We start from the raw sequence: 26470 nt of genomic DNA, 5'->3' as shown, positions 1-26470 counted from the left end.
TCACACCTGTAGCGCCCGTCCAACCCATTGCGCCTTCGCAACCGAAGATTGAGTACTCCGCCGGGATGAAGCTTACACTTTTTAGCGGCATCGTATTGCTTCTTTACGCAGCCAGCTTCTTCATGACTTGGATTGGGGATGCACCGGGAACGCAATTATTGGACGCTCTCGACATCACGTCGAAAGCTTTCTCTTTTATTTCGGACGAACACTCGAAATCGATGTCTAATCTCCACGATTTGATGCTCGCTTCCGGAATCGCGTCCCTCTTGGCCGGAGCGCTCGCTGTAGCTACGAAGAACAAGCTAAGCGCGGTTTTCGCAATGTTCGTTGCCGGTTTCGATATCTACTTCCTTATCAAGCTCGGAAATAGCGACCTGGTGGACTGGGTATCGTATATCGCTCCGGAAGAAACCTACTCGTTGATCACGCTGCGGGGAATTGTGATTGCGGCGGCACTTATCGCGAGCTTAATCGCAATGAATTCAGATTTTCGAACCGGAGCTTCCGAAATTCGCAAATCCGGATCGATAGCTTTTATCACCACACCCTTCGTTATCGTTGCTCTTGGACTGTTGCTCGCCGCCATGAACAACGCGGCCATGAACTCGGTTCTGCCCATGATCATTTACGATTTTGGCGGATTAGAACGTCTCAACTTGATATTTCATTACTACGCAATCGCCCAAATCGCCGTTATTCCGCTCGCCGGATGGCTAGCGGACAAATTCGGCGCAAAGTCCGTGATCGGATCGGCCCTCGGTTTGTTATCAATCGGAGCCGGAATTGCTGCTTTATCGAACTCTTTGGATTTGTTTATCGGAGCTCGCGTCCTGCAAGCGATCGGAGCCGGTTTGCTGCTGCCCGTGGGAATTGCAACCATGTATCGAATGGCTCCCCAAGGTCATAAAGGCGCCGCTCTCGCTCTGCTCGGTTTGCCGTTACTGATAGCTAGCCCCGCCGGCGGCTACGTGTCGAGTTTGATTATCGAGCATGTAAGCTGGCAACGCATGTATGCCTATGAAGGCATCGCCGGAGTTATCCTGCTCCTTGCATCGCTTTTCACCGTACCTTCTTTCAAACGGCAAAGCGGCCGAATCCTCGAGCTCCCGACAATCCTGTTGGCTTCCGTCGCGCTCGCCGCGTTTGTCTACGGCCTCTATGCGGGAATAACGGACGGATGGACTTCCATGCGTTTCGTAGTCGGATCGCTCGCCGGAGCTGCTTCCTTATTCCTGCTCGTTTACGCTGAGTTGCGCCAAAAAGAGCCTGCTCTTGGCATACGCTTATTCGGTTCCGGGAATTATCGGCTCGGCGTCTTGCTGGTAGCATTCGCCCAAATCGCCCTATTCGCTGCGACATTTCTAATTCCGATCTTCCTGCAAATCATCAACAAATACACACCGCTGCGCACGTCGGCTTATATGTTGGTGCTTGCATTGGGCTCCGCATTGTTCATGTTCGTCGGTGGAAGTCTGTACGACCGAATCGGCATTCGCCGATTGGCGCTTTTCGGCCTGAGCCTTGGAGCTGTCGCATTAGTGTTATTCTCGCAAGCAGACGAGGAATCGACGAAAACGATGCTTTTCATAACTTTATTCCTCATCGGCGCCGGAATGGGTCTTTGTATGACACCGCTTTATTCGTATGTCCTTGAACGAACGCCTGACGATCGCGTCAATCGCGCCGCCTCCTTGTTTACGGGATTCACGATTCTCCTTGTTACGATATCTACTACTTTGATAGGCCAATTCATGAATTACCGTATTAAAAGGGACGTTGAAGACGAAGGAATAACGCAAATTATCGTCGGCGGTTTGAACGATACCGCTCTCTTATCCGCCGTCATCGTCGCCGTCGGTGTGCTCCTTGCCTATCGCCTGCGCCCGCCTCAAGCGCGCCCGATCGCGTCTGTACCCGTCGAGATGAACAATCCTTTCCCGCCGCAATAACGGCACCGCAGCAACGAGCGCAAAAAGGCTCTTCCGATCCTCGGAAGAGCCTTTCTCATTAACCCGATCATTTGTGAGCACTCTTTCGGTTTAATTAATTATGCAACAACCATCGATATGGGTGTGTCGTAATTAACTAAACGGCTGATGAGGGTATTAACTTTATGTTAAGATGAAATGAATACCAGTTTGCGGAGGAAAATAACTTGAAAAGACGAATTCGGCTTATTCTTTTGTTAATAGTATCCGTGCTCTTACTCCCACAACCTTTATTTGCAGCTGATAGCGCATCGACTAAGTTGTCCAAACTGATGACGGAGCTTTGGATGCCCATCACGATAAAAGACGGTTGGATTTATTATTTGCCTAGCTTCGAAGATCAGACCAGTCTATATCGAATGCATACGGACGGCACGGGCAAGCAGAAAGTAAATCTGCTTTTTTACTTAGATCGTAATCAAGGTATTTTCGAGATGTTCGAGGAAGGCAGCTTTTTCGATCAACTAACGAAGGATAAGTTGACAGCCATATCCAATATCGTCGGCGAACGGGTTTATTATTATCGATGGTCCGGTTCTATGGATTCGGATTCGGAGTACTCCCTCTATCGAATAAAAAAGGATGGGACTCAAGAGACGAAACTGGCAGCGCTGAATGACGAAAAGCCGCTTATTAACGGCGGAGTGGTCGCCATACAAGATGACTGGGTGTACATTGAAGGCTTTGGCAAGAGAAGCGCAAAAGGCGCGCCATTAAACGATCTTTACCGCGTTTCGACTAAAGGCGGACAAGTCGAAAAAATCATCGACGGTTATGAGAAGCTTAATCTCGGTGCAGTGCCTCAGCGCTATAACGAAATCAAGTTCACGGCTTATTACCTCACCGCCAACGGACCATTAGCGATAAAGAATGGCTACATTTATTATGCGAATTCATCAGATAACTTTTATCTTTACCGCTCTACTTTAGACGGGAAAAGCAAGCAAAAAATTGCTTCCAAAACCGTTGCGCAGGAAAGTATCATCATCGATTCGGACATCGTTTATTTTAATACGACATATAAACAAGGCAGAACCACGTCCATAGGCGACATGTATCGTGTCGGAGTAAACGGGACTAATCTTCGCAAGCTCGGGGATGGCCGCGGCGATATCATGATGGTGCATAACGGCTGGGCGTATTTTCTGCAAGGGGATTTAGATACCGGGTCAATGTCAAGGATGCGCATCGACGGAAGCGGAAAGAAGAAACTTACGGATTACCCGACCGTGCCGTTGGGGATTTACGGTGATTATATGAAATTCGTAAAATATAAAAACGGATCTCCTGACGGGGACTACAGAATGAAACTCGATGGTTCGGAGAAGAAGCTGCTCAATCGATAAATAATAAGAACGCAAAACAGGGTGCCAATGTTGCTCCCTGTTTTTTTTTTTTTTGCCGATTGCACGAATCGATTTGGGCGTGGCGTAATAAGCGAATGTGACAAGTCGTCGCCCACATACGTTGAGGTATCGGAGCGTATGGTGGGGAGAAGCGATGAAGTTTACCTTTACGGAACGGGAAGGCGATACTCCGATCGAGGAGTGGCTGGCGGAGAAGGTAAAGGAATACGCGCTCAGAACCTACGGAATCGAGATTGAGATCTTCATTCGCTCGCAAGATAACGATCATGGAGGGAGGCGGGATTCTTGTCTTCTTCCGAGAAAATAAAGTGTGCGGTTTATGCAAGAGTAAGTACTGACAAACATGGCGATTCAATCGAGAATCAAGTCAGTCAGTCCCAAGAATATATTAGCCGTTTAGGTCCTCAATACGACTCTGAGGATCTTCTTATCTATCGTGACGAGGCCGTTTCGGGGTACTACACGAGCGTGTTTAATCGCGCAGAAATGAAGCAAGCGATTAAAGATGCGCGCGATCATAAATTCAAGCTGCTTGTGTTCAAAGAAGTCAGTCGTGTAGGCAGAGACAAGCAAGAAAACCCGGCGATTATCGGCATGTTTGAACAGTACGGCGTTCGGGTCGTCGCGATTAATGATAATTACGATTCCTTGAATAAGGACAACATCACTTTTGATATTTTGTCCGTGCTGTCAGAGCAGGAGAGCAAGAAGATATCATCCCGCGTGAGCAGCGCGCGTAAGCAAAAAGCAAGGCGCGGCCAGTGGAGAGGCGAACCTCCGATTGGATATGTTGTTAGTCCGGTTACCAAAAAACTTGAGGTCGATCCGGATTGGAGCATATCCCCAAGACGATTTTTGAGCTGTATGTAAATGAAGGTTTAGGCACTTTCAAGATTGCGGACAATCTGAATAATCAGGGCTATCGTTCAAAGAACGGATCTTTGTGGTGCCGCGAGACCGTCAATCAAGTATTAAGGAACCCGGCCTACATTGGAAATGTGGTTCACGGCAAGCGACGTAACATGCTTCAGCGCGAATATGAAGACGATGGCAAGATGACTAAGCGAAAAATCCAGTTGAAGACAGCCAAGGAAGAGTGGAACGTGGTTGAAAATGCACATGAACCGCTTATTGATCATGCCGTTTTTTATAAAGCGCAGCAGATCTTACTTGCAAGGGGACACAAACGGGCACCTAGACGTGCGTATCATCCTTTAACCGGTATATTGTTTTGTGGGAAGTGCAAGGAGGGTATGGTCTGCCAGAAGCGGTCTTATAAAGGGAAGGAGTATCGATATTACATTTGTAAGACCTACCACAAATACGGAAGGAATAGCTGTGACCAAGCGAATGTGAACGCAGATGAGATCGAAGAGGCTGTCCTTTCGTTAATTCGAATAAAACTGCTGAACATTCCTTCTGAAACTTTCACGATTCGGATCGCTATAGAGAAAGAGCTTGGTCGTCTTGAAGAAGAGTTGAAAACCTTAAAGAGTAAAATCCAAAAACTAACTAAGGACCAAGTCGCGCTTTTTCAGCAAAGGGAGCTCTTTACGGAAGAGGTTTATACGCAAGAGATGTTAGCGAAAAAGCAGCAAATTCAAGTAGCGAGCGTGGAAAGCGAACAATTAACTAGAAAAATTGAAAATCGCCGGGTGCACCAAAAATAGGAAAATCAGCGTTATATGCTACCGGTGATATTCAAGGACCCCAATAGACCCCGAACTTTTGCCCATTGGCATGTACATAATTAATCAGATTCGTAGATCTACCCGGATATAGAGAAGCACTCGATACAGGACGTCCATCCGTCGCCGCTCGGCATTTCGCGAAGCAACGTCTAAACCTGATTTCCCGTTCCCGTTCGAAACTGAACGAGGAGCGTTTTCGCATGGAAGTGGACCGTTATCTCTCCAGTCGCCGCACGAAGGCAACCCGGGGCACATCGTGCTCGAGGAACCGTTTTTTGCGTCCATATGCGCTCCAGTCCGTGGCACTACTCGAAGTGCTACGGTACGACGATTCGGAAAGGGTGCTGCTCGGTCGAAGCCACCCGCCGGGCATGCATCGGTACACGTATGAGAGCCTGTGAAGAAGTCCCGAAAGTCCGCGGCTGTTTGCGGTTGTTCTGATCAGGCGGACAGGTGTACCTGCTTCCGTCCTCACCGTCCTCGCCGGATGCCTGCCGTTATCTGGAGTAGCTTTCCCGGGACCGGATATTCGCGGCGAAGCGCGGTCGCTATTAGCGGCCGCAAGCAAATTGTACGAGCAGGTCTGTCGGACAATGTTGCAGTTATGCGGACCTGCTCGAACAACCGATCCGGCTGGACAAGATGGGAGGCAGCATCGGAGTCTAGTCATCGGAGAAAAAGGAGTATAGCTGTACCAAATATTGCGGCCATCCGTTAAGGGTGGTTTTTCTCGTTCAAGGGTGGGGACCACGATGCTGAAAATTTTGGTTGGGCAGCGAAACTGTCTCATTTTTTTCCGATCTGTCTCGATTCGTAAGTGTTTATATCGTTAAACGGTATCTATAATTAGAAATTGTTACCGTTTACAACCAGGCGATATTGCTTTTTCTGGGCACGTGGAACGAATTCTTGCTTGCTAATATTTTGATTTCCGTCGAAGCCATGATCGATCACGAAGGGATGTTGGATATGAACGAAATGAAACTTATGTACGCTCAAGCTGCGAAAAATTGGTCTGAAGGTCTTCCGATCGGAAACGGCAGACTGGCCGCGATGGTCTACGGCGGCGCCGAGCAAGAGACTTGGAATATTACAGAGTTGACATATTGGTCGGGTAAGCGGGAAACCGTCGAAAGCCGTTCCTCAGGAAAAGGGGATATTGCCAAACTTCGTCAGCATTTTTTCGACGGGGATTATGAAGCCGGGGAACGGATGGCGAGTGAGATTCTGCAGCCAACCAAAGGAAACTTCGGCACGAATTTGCCCATGTGTGATGTACAACTACATTTCGGGCACGAAGAAAAAGATGTCGTTCGGGAATTAAACATCGACAATGCCGTCCTAACCACTTCACATCATGTCAATGGAGCCAAGCTGTACCGAGAAATGTTCGCCTCGCATGAAGACGGACTCATCGCTTGCCGAATTTGGAGCACGCTGTCGGACGGCGTATCGTTCTCCCTGCATCTGACGGGCGGAACGGACCGATTTGAGAGCTGGAACGAGCGGTTTGACGTTTTGGCTTTCCAAGGCCAGGCCTTGGAAAGCGTCCATAGCGACGGCGAATGCGGCGTACGGTGCCAGGGACAAGTCCGCATACGGACCCAAGGCGGGCAAGTATCGGGTGAGAACGGCCGCCTTGTCGTTACGGGAGCAAGGGAGGCTGTCATCTATTTCGCGGTCCAAACGGATTACGATGTAGAGGGAGACAGTTGGCTTAATGAAAGCATGAGGCGACTAGATGAAGCAGAAGCCAAAGGATATATAGTGCTCAAAGCGGATCACATTTCCGATTATCGAAAACTGTACCATCGCGTTAACATAGATTTCGGCTTAACCGACTCCGCTGTACTGCCAACTGACGAACGAATCAAGCGGCTGGCGGAAGGCATCGACGACGATCCGCAGCTGTACGCGCTGTTTTTCCAGTTCGGCCGCTATTTAACGCTCTGCGGCGCAAGAGAAGATTCTCCTCTGCCTCTGAATTTGCAAGGAATTTGGAACGATAACATCGCTTGCCGGATGGGCTGGACTTGCGACTATCACCTAGATATCAATACCGAGATGAACTATTATCCGATCGAGATCGGCAATATGTCGGAGTGCCACCTTCCATTGATGCGTTACATCGAGCGGTTGGCGGAGGGGGGGAGATCGGCGGCGAAAGACTTTTACGGCTGCGAGGGCTGGGTCGCGCATACCGTCTCCAACGCATGGGAGTTCTCGGCGCCGGCGTGGCAGACATCCTGGGGCCTTAATGTAACCGGAGGTCTATGGATTGCCGGTCAGCTTCAAGAACATTACGAGTTTACGCTGGATGACACGTTTCTGAAGGAGACGGCTTATCCAGTATTGAAGGAATCGGCTCTCTTCTTCTTGGATTACATGGCAATCCATCCGAAATATGGCTGGCTTGTCTCCGGTCCGTCGAACTCTCCAGAAAACAGCTTTTACGCGGACGACGGGACGAGGCACCCTCGTGCCTTGACCATGGGATCGACATTGGATCAAGTGCTCATAAGTGATTTGTTCGAATTCTGCCTGAGTGCGGCACAGAAGCTCCAAACGGACGAGGAGCTGCAAATCAGGCTCAAGCAAGCCATAGAGTTGTTACCGCCGCTTCAGATCGGCAGCAGGGGAGAACTGCAGGAATGGTTGGAGGATTATGAAGAAGCGCAACCGCAACATCGGCACTTGTCCCATTTGCACAGTCTGTATCCGGCTTCCCGGATTACGCCCCAATATACGCCAGCCTTAAGCGATGCCGCAAAGAAAACGTTGGAATTGCGCAAGTCTAGCGACTATCACGAGGATATCGAATTCACGGTAGCCGCATTCGCGGGATGCTACGCCAGACTGCACGATGGCGAAAGTTCTTATGAGCAAATCTCGCACTTGATCGGCGAACTTTGCTATACGAATCTTCTCACCTATTCGAAGCCAGGAATCGCCGGAGCCGAACTGCAAACCTACATCGCGGACGGCAATTACGGTGGTACTGCTGCCATCGCGGAAATGCTTCTTCAAAGCCATGCGGGAGAGCTTCATTTACTGCCCGCACTTCCCTCGAAATGGGCTTCCGGCCAATTCGCGGGCTTGAGGGCAAGAGGAGCCATGGAAGTCGACGTCGTTTGGGCAGAAGGCCGCATAGTCGAGGCAACCGTACAGGCATTCGCATCTGGACGGAAGCTATTGCGGTACGGCGACCGTACGTTGCCTTTCAATTATGAAGCGGGACGTGTTTACAAAATCGATGGCGAGCTTCGGATCCAGGAAGTGACGAACCAATGAAAATCATTCATGTAGAATCGTTTCTCTATCGTGTGCCGCCAAGCATGACATGGATCGACTCGACGCATGTCGTGTCGGGCATCGAGTTCATCGAGCTCAGAATCCGGACGGACACCGGACTAGAAGGCATCGGGATCAGTTATACAGTTGGCGTTGGAGGCACCGCGGTCAAAGCGCTAATCGACGACTACGTCATTAGTTCTCTAATCGGAAAGGATCCGATCCGGTACGAGGAAATCTGGCAGGATCTGAGCGGCCAGTTGCATCGATGCGGCGACGGCATCCCCTCGTTGGCTCTCGCGGCAGTGGACGTAGGGATATGGGATCTCCTCGGAAAATTTTATCAGCAGCCGCTCTATAAGTTGTTGGGCGGAGCACGCGAACAGATCGTCGCGTATGCGAGCGGGATCGATTTCGAGATGGATCTACCAACATTGCTGGCGTTTATGCAGGAACACAAAGATCAGGGTTATTCCTACGTGAAGATGAAAATCGGTAAGGACGACGTCGCAGAGGACATCGAACGGATTTCGAGAGTCAAGGAAGTCCTCGGACCTGGTATCACGGTGTTAGCCGACTCGAACCAGAAATGGTCCGCTCATCAGGCTGTCTCGAGTATGGCAAAATTGGACCGGCTTGGCCTTGGATGGATCGAAGAGCCGATCGACAACAACGATATCGAAGGACATGCGAGGCTAAAGGCCGGCATGACAACGCCGATCGCGGTTGGCGAAAGCCTGTATTCCAAATATCAATTTCTGGCGTATCTGAAGCAAGGGGCGGTGGATTTCGTACAAGCCGACGTGGCCCGGGTAGGCGGCATCACGGAGTGGCTGAAAATCGCGCACCTGGCGGACGCATGGCACAAGCCGGTGGCCCCGCACTTTCTGATGGAATTGTCCGTTCATTTGCTTTGCGGCGTTTCTAATGGATACATTTTGGAAAATGTGAAAGGCGGATCATTAACCGAGTTGGGATTGCTTGAGGTTCCAGTACTGGTGAAGGATGGCTATTGCCGTCCGAGCGAAGAGCCCGGACACGGCATTCGGCTGAATCGCGCGGAAATCGGTAAATACCTGGTGACCCCGGAAGCGATTCGGCAGATGGACGTAAGGAGCAAGAAATAAGAAATGCAATTTCGTTCGTATATGGAGGGATATGGATGATTATCGACGCGCATCAACATTTCTGGATCGCCTCGCGGGGAGATTATCCCTGGATGACGCCGGATTTGAAAATCCTCTACCGGGATTATTTACCCGAAGACTTGGCTCCAATCCTGGATGCACATCACGTCACGAAAACCATTCTCGTCCAGGCGGCACCGACAGTGGAAGAAACCGAATTTCTGCTGCGGCTGGCCGAGGCAACCGATTACGTGGCAGGCGTCGTCGGATGGCTGGACATGGCGGCAGACGACTTTCCGGAACAGTTCCACCGCTTGCGTGCTCATCGTAAATTCGTCGGTATTCGCCCCATGCTCCAGGATATGGACGACGATGCGTGGATTTTGCGGCCCGAGGTGCTCCGCAACGTCGAATGCTTGCTGGAGTTCGACTTCCCACTCGATCTGCTGGTGCATCCGCGCCATCTCCCCCATATAGCAGTCCTTCTGGAACGGTATCCCGCCCTGCGGGCCGTGATCGACCATGCGGCGAAGCCGCCGATCAAGGAGCGGGTTTTGCAGCCATGGCAGGATTGGATGGAACAGATTTCGAGGTACGACAACGTCATGTGCAAGCTCTCTTCCTTGATCACTCAAGCGGATTTGGAGCACTGGACCTCCGAGGACATCGAACCCTACGTCCGGCATGCTGTGTACGTGTTCGGGACCAATGCCGTCATGTTCGGCAGCGATTGGCCATATTGCCTGCTGGGCGGCAGCTATGGTGATGTTCTGGCAGCGCTGCGTGCCGCGCTGCCGACTGATCTGACCTACGGAGAGCTGTCCACCATCTTCGGAAGCAATGCTAAGAAATTTTACAAACTCGATCAATAGTACGGAGGGGGAGGCGAGCCATGAATTTCAAGGGAGAGGTCGTCGTAATAACGGGAGCCGGCAGCGGAATCGGGGAAACGAGCGCCAAGCGATTCGCCTCGGAAGGCGCCCATGTCATCATTGCCGATATCAATGAGGAAGCTACGGCAAGGGTGGCCCGTCAAATTCGCCAAGCCGGAGGCGAAGCCTGCGAGCTCCGAACTGACGTCTCCAATATGGCGGACATCCGGAAGCTGATCGCGTTTGCTGTAGATACGTACGGGAAGATTGACGTTCTATTCAACAACGCCGCCATTCTGATGCCGAAAAGCCTGGAAGAAGGTACGGAGGAAGAATGGGATCGGTTGTGCGACGTCAACTTGAAAGGCGTGATCTTTTGCACGAAATACGCAATGCCTGAACTAAGGAAAACGAAAGGCAGAATCGTCAACATGGCTTCTTTGTCTGCTGAAATCGGTCAGAAAAACAATCCTTTCTATCCGGCTACTAAAGGAGGCATTATCGCGTTCACCAGATCGCTCGCGATCGATTGCGCGATGGAAGGAATTCGGATTAATGCGATTTGTCCTGCCGGTGTCTCTACCCCTCTCCTGGAGGAGTGGTTCAACCGGCATGAGAATCCCGAAGAGCTCAGAAAATCGATGGATTTGGTTCACATGCTGGGAAGGACGGCAACGGCGGACGAAATCGCGAACGTTGTCTTGTTCTTGGCTGGCACAGCCTCGTCGTTCATTACGGGGCAGGTTATCGACGTGGATGGCGGGGCCTCCTTGGGGTATGGCTTCGGTCCGAAACCGGAATGGCAGCAGAGCCGTCCATGAACGCAGTCCATTAAGGAGGTGATTCATTGGTAGAAGGTATATTTTGAAATGTTGTAATTAGTGTTGCAGCAATTTTAATCAAGAAGTTAAAAAATCAATCGAGGGGTGTATATTAAATGGTCAAAATGAAATCGCTTTCATTTACCGCTTTGATTATCGCACTGCTATTTTCTTTAGCTGCTTGCGGCGGTGGCAACAATGAAACTTCCCAACCTTCCGATAGTGGAAGCACAAGTCAGCCTACAGCTTCTGCTGCGACTGAATCACCTTCAGCATCAGCATCAGCACCAGCAGAAGAAACCTACGACCTGGGCGGGCGGGAAATCCGTTTAGCCTCTTGGGGGGAAGGACCAAAAGCTGATACGCCTGAAGGTCAAAAAATTCTAGAGCGAGTGGCTGAAGTTGAGAAGAAATATAACGTCAAAATTACGTACGTCAATCAGGATTGGGGGACTTATGCTGAGAAGTTCACCACCTCCGTTATGGCCGGCGAACCATTCGCAGATGTCGTGTACTTACCAGCGAATCTTCCTCTGACTATGATTAAGGGCGGATACCTCACAGCGCTGGATGATTTTATGAATGTCAAGGAAGAGACCAAGCTCTCCGACCAGATTATCGAGGCTGGCAGCTACGGAACTGGTAAAACTTATGGCTTCCTGACTGCCCCGCCACTCTTCGATAATACCGGCTTGCTCTATAACAAGCGGATGCTCGCAGATGCCGGTCTTCCAACGCCTGAGGAATACATTAAAAAAGGCGAGTGGAATTGGGATACCTTCGTTGAAGTGCTCAAGAAGCTAACCATTAGCAAGAGCGGCAACGGCGAGATTGACCAGTGGGGGCTTACCGGTGCTCCCCATTCCGTAGGTTATCCTTTGATTTATTCTAACGGCGGTGTCCTTTACGACGAGGCAACACAGAAGGCTGCTGTCGATTCTCCTGAAGCCATAGAAGCTCTTGAGTTTGAGAACAAGCTGTACAATGAATACAAAGTGTTCAAACGCGATGAAGGCAACGACTGGGAAGATCCTGCGAGATATTTCGTAGAAGGAAAAGTTGGGTTCTACCCGGTACAGTTGTTTGAAGTACCGCCACGTTTCCTAGATAAAATGGCAGATGGGTACGGTTTCGTTCCTTGGCCGATGGGGCCAAAAGCTACCGATTACGTTATGGGTCAACCACAAATGCATGTGAACGTTATTCCTCGGGGAGTTAAAGATCCGAAGATGGTCTACAAAATTTGGGAAGACCTGCAATTCTTCGATACCATTGAAGAGGACAATCGCGTTATCGCCGAGTCCTGGTTTAGCGATGAAGATTCTGTCAACGAAGCGCTGAATACGTATAAGATTATGAAGTTTGCGCGTTATAGCGGGTTGGGTGTCGATGAATTGATGAGGCCGTTGCTCAAAGATATCGTAGATGGAAAAGTAACTCCAGCAGCAGGCGTGGCGCAAGCGCTCCCAGTGATACAGGCTAGTATAGATAAAGCATTGCAAGGCAACTAGTAACCGGTGAGACAAGGGAGTAGAATGACCGGGCCATCTGTGCCTGGGCATTCTACTCCCTGAGTTGTACAACATGCCAAGACAATAAATACTTCAGTAGGCAGGGGATTGCATTGAATATGCCTAAAAGGTTGCGCGTCGCCGTCGCATTGGCCATCGCATTGGCCATCCTGTGTACGATTGTGATTCCCGATTGGGGAGGAAATAACAGCGGGCGACAGGTTCATGCGGCAGGGGAGAACAAGACAGGCCGATTGGAAGGTATGGAAGCTTTTCAGGCAGATAGCTATGACAGTTATTTGCAACAGCATCAGGACGCGCGCAGGCCGGACCATAAAATGGTTATTCACGGCAGCGATTACAGCCAGTTCGACGGCGCGGAACCGAAGAAATTAAGCGCGGCAGGAGACAGTCAGGGAAATTTCGTAGAGACCTATGACACGGGCTCGATCTCGTGGGAGGTAACGGTTCCCGAAGACGGGCTGTACAACATGACGCTTCGATATTACACGATAGAAGGCAAATCGTCATCCGTGGAAAGGCAACTGCTCATCGACGGCGCTCTCCCGTTCGCTAGTGCAAGAAGCTTCGTTTTTCCGCGCATCTGGACGAACGAGAAGTCGCAGATTCAGCAGGATAACCAGGGAAATGATGTCCGTCCCCGCCAAGTCGAGACTTTCGGCTGGCAGGAGCTGCCTTTCCGGGATGCACAGGGCTATCACGAGGAGCCTTATGCTTTTTATCTGTCTACTGGCAAGCATACGATTACGCTGGTTTCCGTGAAGGAGCCGGTCATTATCGACACGATCGAAATCAGCCAGATCGATGAGCCGCCCAGTTACGAAGAGATCAAGCAGCGCTATCAGGAGCAGGGTCTTCAAGAGGCGGATGGCCAGCTGATCAAGGTGCAGGGCGAGAGCGCGATCTACAAATCTTCGCCTATACTGTATCCAACCACGGACCGTTCCAGCCCGAGCACCGAGCCGAAGTCGATTTCGCAGATTCGCCTCAATACGATAGGCGGAAATAACTGGCGTTTTCAGGGTGATACGATAACGTGGCGGATTGATGTGCCTGCAGATGGACTTTACAAACTGAGTTTAAAGAGCAGACAGGAAATATTGCGCGGGATGTACTCGACAAGAACCTTGTACATCGATAATGAAATTCCGTTTCAGGAAATGCGGGAGATCCCTTTCAACTACTCGAGCGATTGGAAGATGATTACGCTAGGCAACGAGCAAGAGCCGTATCTGTTCTATCTAACGGCAGGGAGTCATGAGTTGAGACTGGAGGCCAGCCTCGGTTCGGTCGCACCGCTCATCGTTCAGGTGCAAGCTAGCGTTCTGGAGCTCAATGCCATTTACCGTAAAATTCTTATGATTACCGGCAACGTTCCGGATCCGTTCCGGGACTACAATCTGGTTCAGAAAATTCCTGAGATGACCGAAGTATTGCAAAAGCAAAGCGAAATTATGTCTAATGTATCCAATCAGCTGCTCGAGATTACGGGCGAGAAAAGCGATAAGGTTTCGATTCTGACCAAATTGGCCTACCAATTAGATGATTTGGCCAAACACCCTGAGACGGTGCAGACTCGTTTGCAATCTTTTAAAGCCAATGTCGGCGGCTTGGGAACCTGGATTTCACAGGTTAGAGAGCAGCCTTTGGAAATCGACTACATCGTTCTCGCTTCCCCTGAGCAGACGATGCCGAAAGCCGCAGCGTCCTTTGCCAGCAAAGTAAAGCACGAAGTATCCACCTTGTTCAGTTCTTTCTTCACAGACTATGACAGCATTGGGAATACGAGCGAGAATGAGCGGGTCGTTACGGTGTGGGTCGGTACCGCCGGACGTGATCAGGCACAGGTGTTGAAAGCGATGACTGACGATACATTTACAGAGCAGACGGGAATTAGCGTCAATTTGAAGCTGGTCAATCCGAATGTGCTCTTGCCTGCTACATTATCAGGGCAAGGGCCTGATATTGCCATGCAAATCACCAATGACATTCCGGTCAATTACGGGATGCGTGATGCGATTGTCGATTTGACACAATTCAGCGATTACGAGCAAGTGGCTGGACGGTTTCACGATAGCGCGATTACGCCTTACAAGTTCCAGGGTGCTGTCTACGGATTGCCGGAGACGCAAGTGTTCCCGATGCTGTTTTACCGCAAGGATATCCTAGAAGAACTTGGGCTCGAAGTTCCGCAAACATGGGAAGATATTTATAAAGATATTCCGGTTCTGAAGAAGAAACAAATGGATTTTGCTCTGCCAGTCCCGGCAACAACGGGCGTCTCCGTACTTGAACCAAGCAAGGCATTCGCAATGATGCTTTACCAGCAGGGTGGAGAATTTTATAAGAGTGGCGGAGAATCGAGCGCTTTGGATTCGGAAGCTTCCATGCAGGCCTTCAAGAAATGGACCGATTTTTTTAACAACTATAAAATCCCGCTCGTGATTGATTTGCCAACCCGCTTTAGAACAGGCGAAATTCCGATGGCGATTACTGATTATACTTTCTATAATACGTTGTCCGTTTCGGCGCCTGAAATAAGAGGGCTGTGGGGGTTTGTCCCTGTTCCGGGGCTTATGCAGTCTGACGGCACGATTAGGCGCGATGTCTCCAGCAATGGAACGGCCGTTATTATGATGAAACAGGCCAAGGATAAGGATGCAGCATGGGAGTTTATGAAGTGGTGGACGAGTAATGAAACGCAGGTTCGCTTTGGAAGGGAGATGGAAGCGGTGTTGGGTGCTTCTGCCCGTTATCCGACCGCGAACATCGAAGCGCTGGAGGAACTGCCTTGGCCGACCGAAGATCTACAGAACCTGAAGCAGCAATGGGACTGGGTGAAGGGGATACCGGAAGTGCCGGGCGGCTACTATACCGGACGCAGCCTCGACAATGCCTTCAGGGAAGTAACCAACAACAAGACGAATACGAGAGATGCTTTGTACGATTACGTAGAAGAGATCAATCGTGAGCTCCAGTTCAAACAACAAGAAATAAATCTGAAGCAAAGCCAGAGGTGAGCATATTGCAGCATTCCGATGCATTACCGGTAACAGTCAACGAGCCTTCGCATCAGAGAGGCATTAGCGCCAAGTCCGGTAAGCTCCAGTCTACTATGACCCGACTGAAAAACGACAAGCATCTCTATGTGCTGGTTGCGCCGTATATGGTGCTGTTCTTTATCTTCACAGTGCTTCCGGTTGTGATGTCAATGCTCATCAGTTTTACGTATTTCAATATGCTGGAGCCTCCGCGCTGGGCAGGCTGGAACAATTATGCCAAGTTGATACTTGATGATGACGTCTTTCTCATTGCACTGAAAAACACTTTTATTTTTGCCGTCATTACTGGCCCGATCAGCTACATTGCCTGCTTTGTGTTCGCCTGGTTAATCAATGAGCTGCGCCCGAAAGTTCGGGCCATTTTGACGCTCGTATTTTATGCACCATCGATTTCCGGGAACATCTATTTCATCTGGCAAATTATGTTCTCCGGAGATTCTTACGGCATTGTGAACGGCTTCCTGATGAAATACGGGTTTATCAATGAACCGGTGCTTTGGTTGCAAAATCCGAAATACACGCTCACGATCATTATTATTGTGCAGCTGTGGCTTAGCTTGGGGACTAGCTTCCTGGCTTTTATCGCCGGTTTGCAGACGGTGGACAAGACGTTGTTCGAGGCTGGGGCGGTGGATGGCATCCGCAACCGCTGGCAGGAGCTGTGGTACATCACGCTGCCGTCCATGCGGCCGCAGCTGATGTTTGGGGCAGTCATTCAAATTACGGCATCGTTAGCGGTAGCGGACGTAGCGATGAATTTGGCCGGCTTCCCGAGTGTGCAGTATTCGGCGCATACGGTCGTTACGCACCTGATCGATTACGGTACGCTCCGCTTTGAGATGGGCTATGCATCTGCGATTGCAACCGTGCTGTTCCTCATTATGCTTGCCTCCAACTTAATTATTCAGAAGCTGCTCATGAAGGTAGGTGAATAGGTCCTGTGAGAATGGCTCTTAAATTCAGAATGGGTGGGGAAAAAAGGATCAATCGTTCGTGGCAGGTAGACTTGCTGCTGCTGATGGTGCTGGGCCTATTTGGAGTCTTTATGGTGCTTCCAATTGTCTATGTGGTTAACAATGCGTTCAAGCCGCTCGATGAGCTGTTCCAGTTTCCACCCACATTATTTTTCCGGAACCCGACATTCAATAATTTTCCCGATCTGTTCCATCTGATGGCTAAATCGTGGGTTCCTTTTTCGCGGTACATTTTCAATACGGTATTTATTACACTGGCAGGAACCGTAGGGCATGTCTTGCTCGCCTCGGCAGCTGCCTACCCGTTGGCGAAGTACAACTTTCTCGGGTCCAAGACCTTGTTCTCAATCGTAGTTCTGTCGCTCATGTTCTCCCCCCAGGTGACAGCGATTCCGAACTACATGACGATGTCCTGGCTGGGCTGGATTGACACGTACTGGGCCGTCATTATTCCGGCGTTTGCGTTCCCGCTCGGGCTTTATCTGATGAAGCAGTTTATTGAGCAAATTCCGATGGCATTGATCGAATCGGCCAAAATCGACGGGGCTAGCGAGTACCGCGTTTTCTGGACGATCGTCATGCCGCTTGTCAAGCCGGCGTGGTTTACGCTCATTATTTTGTTGTTCCAGTTGTTGTGGTCTACAGACGGAGGCAGCTATATCTATAGTGAAGAGCTCAAGACGATGCACTATGCAATGGGGCAAATTATTCTTGGCGGAATTGCCCGTGCAGGTGTGGCGGCAGCAGTTGCCCTGCTCTTGATGATCGTTCCGATGGTGTTGTTCATCATCACCCAGAGCCAAATCATTCAGACGATGGCATCTTCCGGAATGAAGGAATAGGGCGGAGGGATAGCATTGAAGCTTATTCAGTCAATTTGTAAAGCATCGCTTGTGCTTGCGGCAGTAAGCTTATTCGCTTCGCCGCTTCAAGCCGAAGCCGCTCCTTACGAGGGGTACACATACTCCTATTGGTGGGATACGATTCCCACTCCCAATGCTTATATCCCGGCGGGGACGGTTGACGGCAGCGGGCAAGAGATAGGCCAGCTCAAGGAGCCGACGGACATGTATGTCGCAGCGGACGGCTTGCTCTATGTGCTCGACGCGGGCAATGGACGAATTGTCGTCTTCGATGAAAAGTGGAAGGCAGTGCGGGAAATCCGGGGATTTGTCCGAGAGGGCAAGCGGGAGCAGTTCGCCAGCCCGCAAGGCATCTTCGTGACGAAGGACAATCATATTTATGTCGCAGATACGGAAAACCACCGGGTGGTGGAGCTGACGGGCGAAGGAGCATTTGTCCGCGAGATCGGAGCTCCCCAATCGGAGGTCATCGGCGCAGGCTTTCAGTATTACCCTATCAAGGTCGCGGTAGACAACGCGGGCCGGATCTTTGTTGTCGGCAGAGGCATCTTCGATGGCATTATTGAGCTGGATGCCGATGGAGCCTTCACCGGCTTTATGGGAACGAACCGGGTGAAATTCGATCCGTGGGACTACTTCTGGAAACAGCTGTCGACCAAAGAGCAGCGAAGCAAGCTGGCCCAGTATATCCCGCTCGAATTCAACAACCTGGACGTGGACAGTGAAGGGTTCATCTATACGACGACGGGTGACCTCACCTCCAACGATCCCATTAAGCGACTGAACCCGAGCGGAGAGGATGTGCTGCGGCGCAAAGGCTATTTAGATCCGGTGGGGGATGTCTATTCAGGAAATATAAGCCAAAGATCGCTGCTGATCGATGTCAAGGTAGGGGACAACGGCATATACAGCGCGCTCGATTCAAGAAGAGGCCGTGTGTTCACCTATGATCAGGATGGCTATCTGATGTATATTTTCGGTCGAATGGGTGAGCAGGAGGGGACGTTCAGAACGCCTGTCGCAGTAGAGCGCAGAGGCGATCAGTTCCTAGTGCTGGATAAAGATATGAACCGGATTACCCTATTTAAACCGACCCGCTACGGCACGTTGGTCAATGAAGCGAATGATCTACTGGTCTCCGGCAAGTACGACGAAGCGGAGGGCAAGTGGAGAGAACTGCTCCGTCTCAACGCCAATAATGAGATCGCTTATGTCGGCATCGGCAAAGTGCTGCTTCGTCAGGGAGAGTATAAGCAGGCGATGGAATATTTGAAGCTCGGTTACGACAGGGAGTACTATTCCAAGGCTTTCGGCAAATACCGCAAAGAGATGGTGCGCAAATACTTCGGGGCAGCGATGACATTCGTTATCGTCTTCGGCGTGGGATTGTGGTGCTTTAGCATCTTTAGAAGACGGACGAGAAGGCAGGTGAAGGCAAATGTTACGTGAGATGACCAAAACCCCATTTTATGTGCTGCTTCACCCATTTCAAGGGTTCTGGGACTTGAAGTATGAGAACAAAGGCAAGTTGCGCGTTGCGCTATGTATGCTACTGTTGCTGACAACTGCGACTATTTTGCTGCGGCAGTACGCTGGGTTTGTCGTTAATTTCAACTTTCCCTTGGACTTAAATAGTATTAATGAGCTGCAAGATATTGTATTGCCCTTCTTTCTATGGTGTATAGCGAACTGGTCCCTGACAACCTTGATGGACGGGGAAGGGAAGTTCAAGGAGATTGTCATTACGACAGGCTATGCAATACTGCCGCTTGTGCTGATGCGGTTCGGCAATATACTCATCAGCAATGTCATTACTTTGCGGGAATCGGCCGTCTATTACATGATAGATTCGTTCTCTACGTTATGGTTCGTCTGGCTGCTGTTTATCGGCACGATGATCGTGCATCAGTATACCGTCCTCAAGACCCTATTTACGATGATGCTTACGTTATGCGTCATGGGAATCATCATATTCCTTATACTGCTGATCTTCAGCCTGCTTCAGGAAATGGTCGGCTTCATACTTTCAATCTATAACGAGATTTCATACCGTACCTAGGAAGGAGGTTGGCAGGCGTGAAAAGCAAGTGGGGAGCGGCAGTCGCTGCGGCGGTCATATTCAGTATGCTGGCCGCAGCGAGCGGCGCGGGAAGCAATGCAGGAAATGTGGCGGCTGCGCCCGATTCCGGGGATACGCTATCAGTCGAAGCGGCCCAAGCGGCGGAGTCTGCTACATCGGCAGGCGCGGCGGAGCAGGCAGGAGCGGCATCCGATGGCGAAGCCGCCCGGTCCGGTGCGGCAAAATCCTCGGCCGGAGTGGAAGAGCAGGGTACTATTATCGGGAAGTCGATGGAACTGGCGGCCGAGAACGAAGCATTGGCACTCTATTACAACCCGCAGACGACCGAGATCGCGGTCAAAAACAAGAAGGACGGGACCGTCTGGTTCTCGAATCCGCAGGATCGAGAGGAGGACAGCAGGGCATCCGGCATAAACAAGTCGATGCTGTCCAGTCAATTGCTGCTTAACTACTCGGACAAGACGGAGACGGGCAAGCCGCATCAATATAACAACTTCGATCAGAGCGTCAAGTACGAGCAATTTAAATATGAGAAGCTTGACGATGGCATTCGGATCATCTATACGGTCGGCGAGAAGCTGAGCGGGTTGGAACAAATTCCTCCAACCATTGGCGAGGAACGGTTTCAATCGCTGATTCTGGATAAAATCCAGGATGAAACACGCAAGAAGGATCTCTTGACGCGCTTTACGCTCAATCCGGAGAAAAAGGCCTATGAGCGGCGCGACAAAGCTTTGACCGGCATGGCCTTGGTCAGGACACTCGCCACGCTTGAGGAGGCTGGGTACGGCGAGGAGGAAATGAACGTCGACCGAGAGGCTTATGGAGATGGCGAGGCGACCCGGGCGCAGTTCGTGATTCCGGTCACCTACCGTTTGGAAGGTGATCAGTTCCTTGTGAATGTGTCGACCGAGAACATGGAAGGCAATGACTTTATTTTGCAATCGATCACTGTCCTGCCCTATTTCGGAGCAGCGGGAACGAAACAGCAAGGCTATATGTTCGTCCCGGACGGTTCCGGGTCAATCATTAACCTCAATAACGGCAAGCTCAAAGCCTATCCTTACAATGAGACGTTGTACGGCATCGATGCGACCCGCTTGGATGATTTGCAGGTGCTGAGCGGATCACCAACCCGCTTGCCTGTGTTCGGCATGAAGAAGGATGCGGCTGCATTCGTAGCCATTATTGAAAACGGGGACGGGATCGGACGCATTGAGGCCGATGTGAGCGGCCGGACCAATTCATACAATTATGTGTACAGCAGTTATGAAATCACCGGTTGGCAGCCCTATGAGCTGTCGGCCAATTGGACGACTCGAACCGTTCCGAAATTTCAAGAGAAACCCTATCTTGGGGATATTACGGTTCGTTACGGATTTCTGCAAGGCGAGGATGCGAACTACAGCGGCATGGCTTCCTATTACCGCTCGTATCTGATTAAGGAGCAAGGGCTTGCCAAGCTGGAGCAGGGGGAGCAAATCCCGTTCAATGTGGAACTGATCGGAGGAATTCCGATAAAGAAGTTCTTCCTGGGCATTCCATACACCTCCTATAAGGCGCTGACCACCTTCGGTCAGGCACAGGAAATTCTCGGGCAGTTGCAGGCAGGCGGCATCAACAATATCAAGGTGCGCTATACAGGGTGGTTCAATGGCGGTGTGAAGCACGAAATCCCGACTTCCGTGTCGGTCGACAGCAAGCTGGGCGGCAAGAGCGGATTAGCAGAGCTGCAGGAGTATGCAGACGGCAGGGGTATCGAGCTGTATCCGGATGTCTCTTTCCTGAGAGTGCTGCAGGATGGAGGGAGCTTTAGTGCGAAGAAGGATGCTTCTCGGAATATGCTCGACAAAAAGCCGGTCATCTACCCGTACAATCTGGGCGGATATTTCATGGAACGGTGGAAGATACCATCCTATGTGCTGTCGCCGGCGAAGCTGCCTGATGTGATGGATAAATTCATTGACAAATACGGCAAGCTCGGACAGAGCGGGTTGTCCTTGCGCGATTTAGGCGAGGAGCTGAACTCAGACTACAATGAACGGCAATTCATGAACAGGGAAGAGGCGAAGCGGACGGTAGAGAAACAACTAGCGAAGTTGGATTCCTATCCGCACGTGATGGTTTCTGGCGGCAATGCTTATACGCTGCCTTACGTCGACAGCGTCGTCAACGCCCCGCTTGAGAACAGCGGTTACAACATTACCGATCGGAGCGTGCCTTTCTATGAGATGGTACTGCACGGGTATATCGATTATGCCGGGTCGGCGGTCAACCTCTCTGATGAGCAAACGGTGCGCTATCACGTGCTGAAGGCGCTGGAGACAGGGGCCAACCTGAACTTTACATGGTTTTATGCTAAATCGTCATCTGTTAAGGAAACGGAGTTCGACTACCTGTATTCGGCCCAGTACCAGAATTGGATGGACGAGGCAAAGATCGCTTATGACGAGGTGAACGCGGTGCTGAGCAATGTGCGAACCCAAGTCATTAAGGATCATCAAATGCTGGAGACGGGCGTATATCAAACCACCTATGAAGATGGAACAACAGTAGTCGTCAACTATAACGATTACGCGGTCAACGTGGGGGGGATCCCTGTTGAATCGATGGGATACCTTACTGGAGGCGAGCGCAATTGAAGTTATCCAAAATCAGGCTGACGCTGCATCAGAAGAAAAAGTATAGAGGCATATGGTTTATTCTCCCTTGGTTTGTCGGATTTCTGTTCCTGTTTTTTGTGCCGATGATCAACTCGCTGCGCTACAGCTTCAGTACGCTGAAGGTGAACGATACTGGATTTTCCGTTGAACCGGCAGGGTGGTCGAACTTTAAAATTGCCTTATTTCAAGATGAGCTTTATGTGCGTAACTTGACCGAGTCGATGGTTAACATGGTCATTAACGTGCCGCTGATCGTTATCTTTAGCTTGTTCGCGGCGGTGCTGCTAAATCAGAAATTCAAAGGAAGAGCGCTGTCCAGAGCGATCTTCTTCCTGCCGGTCATTCTGGCCTCCGGCGTAATCGCCGCCGTCGAAGCCGGCGATTACGCACAGGCGATAATCGGTAATGCGACCCAGCAGTCGAGCGGCGAATCCTCCTTGTTCAACAATCTGGATTTTGCCAAGCTGCTGACGCGTTCGGGTGTTAACCATCAAATCGTTGAATACTTTCTCGGGGCGGTCGAGCGGATCTATCAGATCATTACCGACTCCGGCGTGCAAATTCTAATCTTTCTAGCAGGCTTGCAGTCCATTTCCGGCTCTCTGTATGAAGCCTCCAAAATTGAAGGCGCGACAAACTACGAGTCGTTCTGGAAAATTACGTTTCCGATGATCAGCCCGCTGATTTTGACGAATGTTATTTATTCCATCATCGATAGCTTGCTCACCAGCCCGACGACAAAACAAATTCGGGATACAGCCTTCAAGTCGTTCCAGTTCGGGCTCAGCGCATCGATGGCCTGGATCTATTTCGTCGTCATCTCTATCTTCCTGTGGATTTTCACGCTGCTCATTTCTAGGAAAGTATTCTACCACGACTAAGCGATAAGGAGGGGAACATGCTATGAAAACCGAAACCGCAAGCGGAAGGCGCGATAATCCGCATCCGCTGTGGGAACGCATGACCCGGGCAAGTTTTTGGACCAGCAAGCTGAAAATATGGCTTTGGAATATTATTCGTACCGTGCTGATTGCGGGTATTTCGTTTGTTGTCCTGTATCCGGTTCTCATGAAGGTTATGATTGCGATCAAGGATCCCATCGACATTTATGATAGCAGCGTCGTGATGATACCGAGGCATTTCACTTTTGATAATTTCATATTCGTCAGCAAAGTGCTGAATTATCCGAAGGTGCTGCTTAATACGGTGCTGCTGTCCGGACTGGTCATGTTATTGCAAACCTTGACCTGCGTGCTTGCGGGATATGGCTTCTCACGGATGAAATTCCGCGGCAGCGGACTGTTGTTCGGCTGCGTCATCTTCACCATTCTCGTGCCGCCGCAAACGATTATGATTCCGACCTACCTGCAGTACAAAAACTTTGACGTGCTGGGCCTTGTTTCCCTCATTCAGGGCCACCCGCTGAATCTGATCGATACCTTTTGGCCCTTCGTGATTTCATCCGTGCTGGGCATTGGGCTGAAGACCGGACTATTCGTCTATATTTTCCGCCAGTTCTTCAGAGGGATTCCGATTGATTTGGAAGAGGCGGCCTGGGTGGACGGATCAGGTACATTCAGCACCTTCACCAGAATTATTCTGCCTAATGCCATTCCGGCCGTCGTTACCGTCATGCTGTTCTCATTCGTATGGCAGTGGAATGATTCCTTTTTCACCGGAATGATACTGAGTGATACCAAAGTCATGTCCTCGATGGTTTCCGGAGCATGGGGGCAACTCGTCATTTATTTCAGAAGCATAGACCCGACGCAAGGCGAAGATCCTTATTATGTGTCCATGATTCAGAATACGGCGATTCTGATGGCGATTTTGCCACTGATCATTATGTATCTTTTCGTGCAGCGCCACTTTGTCGAGGGTGTAGAGCGCAGCGGTGTGGTTGGTTAACGGGCCTCTATCTTCCGATGATTTCAATTCGAGTTTGTTGATGGGAGAACTGATGATAGTGAGTGTTGGGGAATCGAAGTTCGATAAATTGAGACTTGAACAATCGATGAATGAATTTATCGCCGATAATGGGTTGGTTCGCGCAGCGGCAAATTTAGGCGATGGGACGCTGACACTTCGTTGGAGCAGCGGTGAATCCATGGTCGGGTTATATGCGGAAGCGCGTTACGGACTTGAACAATTACGTTCTACCTATTACAGCAAGCACGGGGTTAACCAAACATCGGTGCAGGCCATTGAAGATAGCTTCGGCCTTGGCATCCGCTGGACATTTGAGCATGAAGAGCCGGAAAAGCCGGTGATGCGTCAGCATATTCGAATGTACGAACAGCTCCCGTATTTGTTCGTCGAGTTGGAAGTGGAATCTGATTTCGAATGGGAGACGAACGAGATTACACCGTTAGCTTCCTATTTAAATGATGGGAATGTACTGGAATTTGGTAACATTTCCGAATCTAGCGGCGAAATAAGAGCATTGTTCGTACCTTTTGATAATGATAAATGGGTTCGATTCGCTTCCCAGACATTGCCTTGCAGCTTGCAAAGCTATGAGGTGACGTCCATCTTCCATTCAAGAAGCAGAAGCGGATTCGTTCTTGGATCCGTGACGCATGATACGTGGAAAACGGGCTTGTGCGTTGAAGGGACTTTTGGAGGCTCGGTAGGCAGGCTTCGCGTATTTGGAGGGGCGGCTGACATGCAGACGCGGGATACGGTTCCGCATGGTTCGGTGCAAGGCAAGAGCATCGTTTCACCGACGATTTTCGTGGGAGCATTCTCGGACTATCGTGACGGACTTGAAACCTATGGCAAGGCGAATGCAATGTTATCTCCTGCGCTTCCATGGCAAAGAGGCGTACCGATGGGCTGGAATAGCTGGTCTGCCGTGATGAGTAAGCTCGATTTGGATGTCTACACGCATACATCGGACTTTTTCCATAAGGAATTGCAAACAAATGGTTTCTCAGATACTGAAGGAAGCTTATACGTCAACTTTGATGCCACCTGGAACAAATTGACGGCGGAGGAGCTTCGCGAAGCTGTAAGCAGGGTTATAGCAAACGGTCAAAAGCCGGGTATCTACCATACGCCGTTCGCATTCTGGGGAAGTGATCCGAATACTCCGGTCGAAGGAACGGACGGAAATGTGTTATATCGAGATATTTTGATTAAGGATCAAGCTGGAAACCCGCTGCCGAAACTAGATGGTGCGTATGCGATTGACCCCACTCATCCCGTAACATTGGAGAGAAACAAGCAACAGCTGGAGAGCTTCGTAGAAATGGGCTTTGATTATGTGAAGTTGGATTTCTTGACGCATGGTGCTTTGGAAGGCGTGTTTCACGATTCGAGCGTGCGGACGGGGATCCAAGCCTATAACAAAGGGATGTCTTATATTTGTGAAGTACTGGATCCGAAGAGAATCGGCCGCCCCTTTTTAATTAATTTGTCCATTGCTCCCTTATTTCCGCATGGGTATGCGCATAGCCGCCGGATATCCTGTGATGCATTCGGTACAATTAACGATACGGAGTATATGTTGAATGCACTCACGTATGGCTGGTGGATTAATGACAATCTGTACAGATTTAATGATCCCGACCATGTTGTCTTGTACAAAAGTTGCAATCAACGTTCGGTCAGCGAGGCCGAGGGCAGAAGTCGGTTGAACAGCGCTGTGATTGCCGGTACGTCGCTGCTTCTTGGCGACGATTATCGGATGGAGGAAGCAGCCCGGCGCGCGAAGGAATGGATGACGAATAATGAGGTAATGTCGCTGGCGCGTAAGGGCGTGACATTCCGCCCGGTGGAAGGTTGCAGCGGCAATAAAAGCGAAGATTTGTTCACGCTTAGCGATGAAGAAGGAACATGGATTGCGGTCTTTAATTTTGATGAAGAGCGTGGAAGCGAGAAGATCTTATCCTTTGATCGAATGGGCATAGATTCATCTAAGGAAATTGTTATTCGAGATTTGTGGAACGGAAGCGAATGGAGCAATGCGGCGGGTACTGACAAGTTTCATGTAGAGCTAGGTCCCTCCGAATCCAAGCTGCTGTTGATTAAGTAGACTAGTACAATCGTTACGATTGGCGAGGAAGTCAAAAACGCTTGCGATTACCTGGTCATCCAAAACGTGCGGTACTCCGCAGAATTCGAATATGACGTGG

Annotated in this window: 19 protein-coding genes; all 19 read left to right on the top strand. The window is 50.3% G+C overall.

The features are described 5' to 3' along the window. Window positions 1-65 precede the first annotated feature (65 nt). The 19 genes from ACFPQ4_RS08130 (at window position 66) to ACFPQ4_RS08040 (ending at window position 26370) form a co-directional block, all read left to right on the top strand. Window positions 66-1952 carry an MFS transporter gene (locus ACFPQ4_RS08130; protein ID WP_378111288.1) on the top strand — a complete coding sequence of 629 codons (1887 nt, stop codon included), beginning with the start codon at window positions 66-68 and terminating at the stop codon, window positions 1950-1952. A gap of 206 nt (window positions 1953-2158) precedes the next feature. Further along, window positions 2159-3337: a DUF5050 domain-containing protein gene (locus ACFPQ4_RS08125; RefSeq protein ID WP_378111287.1), complete on the top strand. Its 1179-nt coding sequence runs from the start codon at window positions 2159-2161 to the stop codon at window positions 3335-3337. A 154-nt stretch (window positions 3338-3491) separates the two neighbouring features. Further along, window positions 3492-3665 (top strand): hypothetical protein, encoded by a 174-nt coding sequence (locus tag ACFPQ4_RS08120; RefSeq protein WP_378111286.1) that lies wholly within the window; start codon window positions 3492-3494, stop codon window positions 3663-3665. Continuing rightward, window positions 3644-4228 carry a recombinase family protein gene (locus ACFPQ4_RS08115; protein ID WP_378111285.1) on the top strand — a complete coding sequence of 195 codons (585 nt, stop codon included), beginning with the start codon at window positions 3644-3646 and terminating at the stop codon, window positions 4226-4228. Before ACFPQ4_RS08120 ends, ACFPQ4_RS08115 begins: the two co-directional genes overlap by 22 nt. Beyond that, window positions 4189-5028 (top strand): recombinase family protein, encoded by an 840-nt coding sequence (locus ACFPQ4_RS08110; protein ID WP_378111284.1) that lies wholly within the window; start codon window positions 4189-4191, stop codon window positions 5026-5028. The genes ACFPQ4_RS08115 and ACFPQ4_RS08110 overlap by 40 nt, the downstream gene beginning before the upstream one ends. A gap of 990 nt (window positions 5029-6018) precedes the next feature. Further along, entirely contained in the window at window positions 6019-8340 is a 2322-nt protein-coding gene (locus tag ACFPQ4_RS08105; RefSeq protein ID WP_378111283.1) for a glycoside hydrolase family 95 protein, read from the top strand. Continuing rightward, a complete protein-coding gene (locus tag ACFPQ4_RS08100; RefSeq protein ID WP_378111282.1) occupies window positions 8337-9467 on the top strand; it encodes a mandelate racemase/muconate lactonizing enzyme family protein in 1131 nt (376 codons plus the stop codon). Before ACFPQ4_RS08105 ends, ACFPQ4_RS08100 begins: the two co-directional genes overlap by 4 nt. A 35-nt stretch (window positions 9468-9502) precedes the next feature. Continuing rightward, on the top strand, window positions 9503-10339 hold the full coding sequence (locus ACFPQ4_RS08095; RefSeq protein ID WP_378111281.1) for an amidohydrolase family protein: 837 nt from the start codon (window positions 9503-9505) through the stop codon (window positions 10337-10339). A 20-nt stretch (window positions 10340-10359) separates the two neighbouring features. Further along, window positions 10360-11160: an SDR family NAD(P)-dependent oxidoreductase gene (locus tag ACFPQ4_RS08090; protein ID WP_378111280.1), complete on the top strand. Its 801-nt coding sequence runs from the start codon at window positions 10360-10362 to the stop codon at window positions 11158-11160. Window positions 11161-11276: 116 nt separating this feature from the next. Further along, window positions 11277-12671: an ABC transporter substrate-binding protein gene (locus ACFPQ4_RS08085; protein ID WP_378111279.1), complete on the top strand. Its 1395-nt coding sequence runs from the start codon at window positions 11277-11279 to the stop codon at window positions 12669-12671. A gap of 119 nt (window positions 12672-12790) precedes the next feature. Beyond that, a complete protein-coding gene (locus ACFPQ4_RS08080; RefSeq protein WP_378111278.1) occupies window positions 12791-15712 on the top strand; it encodes an extracellular solute-binding protein in 2922 nt (973 codons plus the stop codon). A gap of 95 nt (window positions 15713-15807) precedes the next feature. Then, window positions 15808-16689: a carbohydrate ABC transporter permease gene (locus ACFPQ4_RS08075; RefSeq protein WP_378111396.1), complete on the top strand. Its 882-nt coding sequence runs from the start codon at window positions 15808-15810 to the stop codon at window positions 16687-16689. A gap of 11 nt (window positions 16690-16700) precedes the next feature. Next, window positions 16701-17570 carry a carbohydrate ABC transporter permease gene (locus tag ACFPQ4_RS08070; RefSeq protein ID WP_378111395.1) on the top strand — a complete coding sequence of 290 codons (870 nt, stop codon included), beginning with the start codon at window positions 16701-16703 and terminating at the stop codon, window positions 17568-17570. A 15-nt stretch (window positions 17571-17585) separates the two neighbouring features. After that, a complete protein-coding gene (locus tag ACFPQ4_RS08065) occupies window positions 17586-19040 on the top strand; it encodes a gluconolactonase (protein WP_378111277.1) in 1455 nt (484 codons plus the stop codon). Then, window positions 19030-19650 carry a Yip1 family protein gene (locus ACFPQ4_RS08060; RefSeq protein ID WP_378111276.1) on the top strand — a complete coding sequence of 207 codons (621 nt, stop codon included), beginning with the start codon at window positions 19030-19032 and terminating at the stop codon, window positions 19648-19650. The genes ACFPQ4_RS08065 and ACFPQ4_RS08060 overlap by 11 nt, the downstream gene beginning before the upstream one ends. 17 nt (window positions 19651-19667) lie before the next feature. Then, window positions 19668-22313: a DUF5696 domain-containing protein gene (locus ACFPQ4_RS08055; protein ID WP_378111275.1), complete on the top strand. Its 2646-nt coding sequence runs from the start codon at window positions 19668-19670 to the stop codon at window positions 22311-22313. Continuing rightward, entirely contained in the window at window positions 22310-23215 is a 906-nt protein-coding gene (locus tag ACFPQ4_RS08050; protein WP_378111274.1) for a carbohydrate ABC transporter permease, read from the top strand. The genes ACFPQ4_RS08055 and ACFPQ4_RS08050 overlap by 4 nt, the downstream gene beginning before the upstream one ends. Before the next feature lie 22 nt (window positions 23216-23237). Next, the gene (locus tag ACFPQ4_RS08045; protein WP_378111273.1) at window positions 23238-24242 is read left to right on the top strand and encodes a carbohydrate ABC transporter permease; all 1005 of its coding nucleotides are present in this window, start codon (window positions 23238-23240) and stop codon (window positions 24240-24242) included. Further along, a complete protein-coding gene (locus tag ACFPQ4_RS08040; RefSeq protein ID WP_378111272.1) occupies window positions 24229-26370 on the top strand; it encodes an alpha-galactosidase in 2142 nt (713 codons plus the stop codon). Before ACFPQ4_RS08045 ends, ACFPQ4_RS08040 begins: the two co-directional genes overlap by 14 nt. Window positions 26371-26470: the final 100 nt, after the last annotated feature.

The organism is Cohnella yongneupensis (genome assembly GCF_042655785.1).
Classification (GTDB): Bacteria; Bacillota; Bacilli; order Paenibacillales; family Paenibacillaceae; genus Cohnella; species Cohnella yongneupensis.
The sequence above is the reverse complement of the archived record's forward strand: the minus strand, read 5'-3'. Positions and strand labels throughout refer to the sequence as shown.

Coding starts and splice junctions, on each gene's coding strand:
- ACFPQ4_RS08075 (WP_378111396.1), top strand. CDS start 15,808: ATGACCCGACTGAAAAACGACAAGCATCTCTATGTGCTGGTTGCGCCG.
- ACFPQ4_RS08105 (WP_378111283.1), top strand. CDS start 6,019: ATGAACGAAATGAAACTTATGTACGCTCAAGCTGCGAAAAATTGGTCT.
- ACFPQ4_RS08095 (WP_378111281.1), top strand. CDS start 9,503: ATGATTATCGACGCGCATCAACATTTCTGGATCGCCTCGCGGGGAGAT.
- ACFPQ4_RS08060 (WP_378111276.1), top strand. CDS start 19,030: ATGTTACGTGAGATGACCAAAACCCCATTTTATGTGCTGCTTCACCCA.
- ACFPQ4_RS08120 (WP_378111286.1), top strand. CDS start 3,492: ATGAAGTTTACCTTTACGGAACGGGAAGGCGATACTCCGATCGAGGAG.
- ACFPQ4_RS08070 (WP_378111395.1), top strand. CDS start 16,701: ATGGCTCTTAAATTCAGAATGGGTGGGGAAAAAAGGATCAATCGTTCG.
- ACFPQ4_RS08090 (WP_378111280.1), top strand. CDS start 10,360: ATGAATTTCAAGGGAGAGGTCGTCGTAATAACGGGAGCCGGCAGCGGA.
- ACFPQ4_RS08080 (WP_378111278.1), top strand. CDS start 12,791: ATGCCTAAAAGGTTGCGCGTCGCCGTCGCATTGGCCATCGCATTGGCC.
- ACFPQ4_RS08100 (WP_378111282.1), top strand. CDS start 8,337: ATGAAAATCATTCATGTAGAATCGTTTCTCTATCGTGTGCCGCCAAGC.
- ACFPQ4_RS08130 (WP_378111288.1), top strand. CDS start 66: ATGAAGCTTACACTTTTTAGCGGCATCGTATTGCTTCTTTACGCAGCC.
- ACFPQ4_RS08045 (WP_378111273.1), top strand. CDS start 23,238: ATGAAAACCGAAACCGCAAGCGGAAGGCGCGATAATCCGCATCCGCTG.
- ACFPQ4_RS08085 (WP_378111279.1), top strand. CDS start 11,277: ATGGTCAAAATGAAATCGCTTTCATTTACCGCTTTGATTATCGCACTG.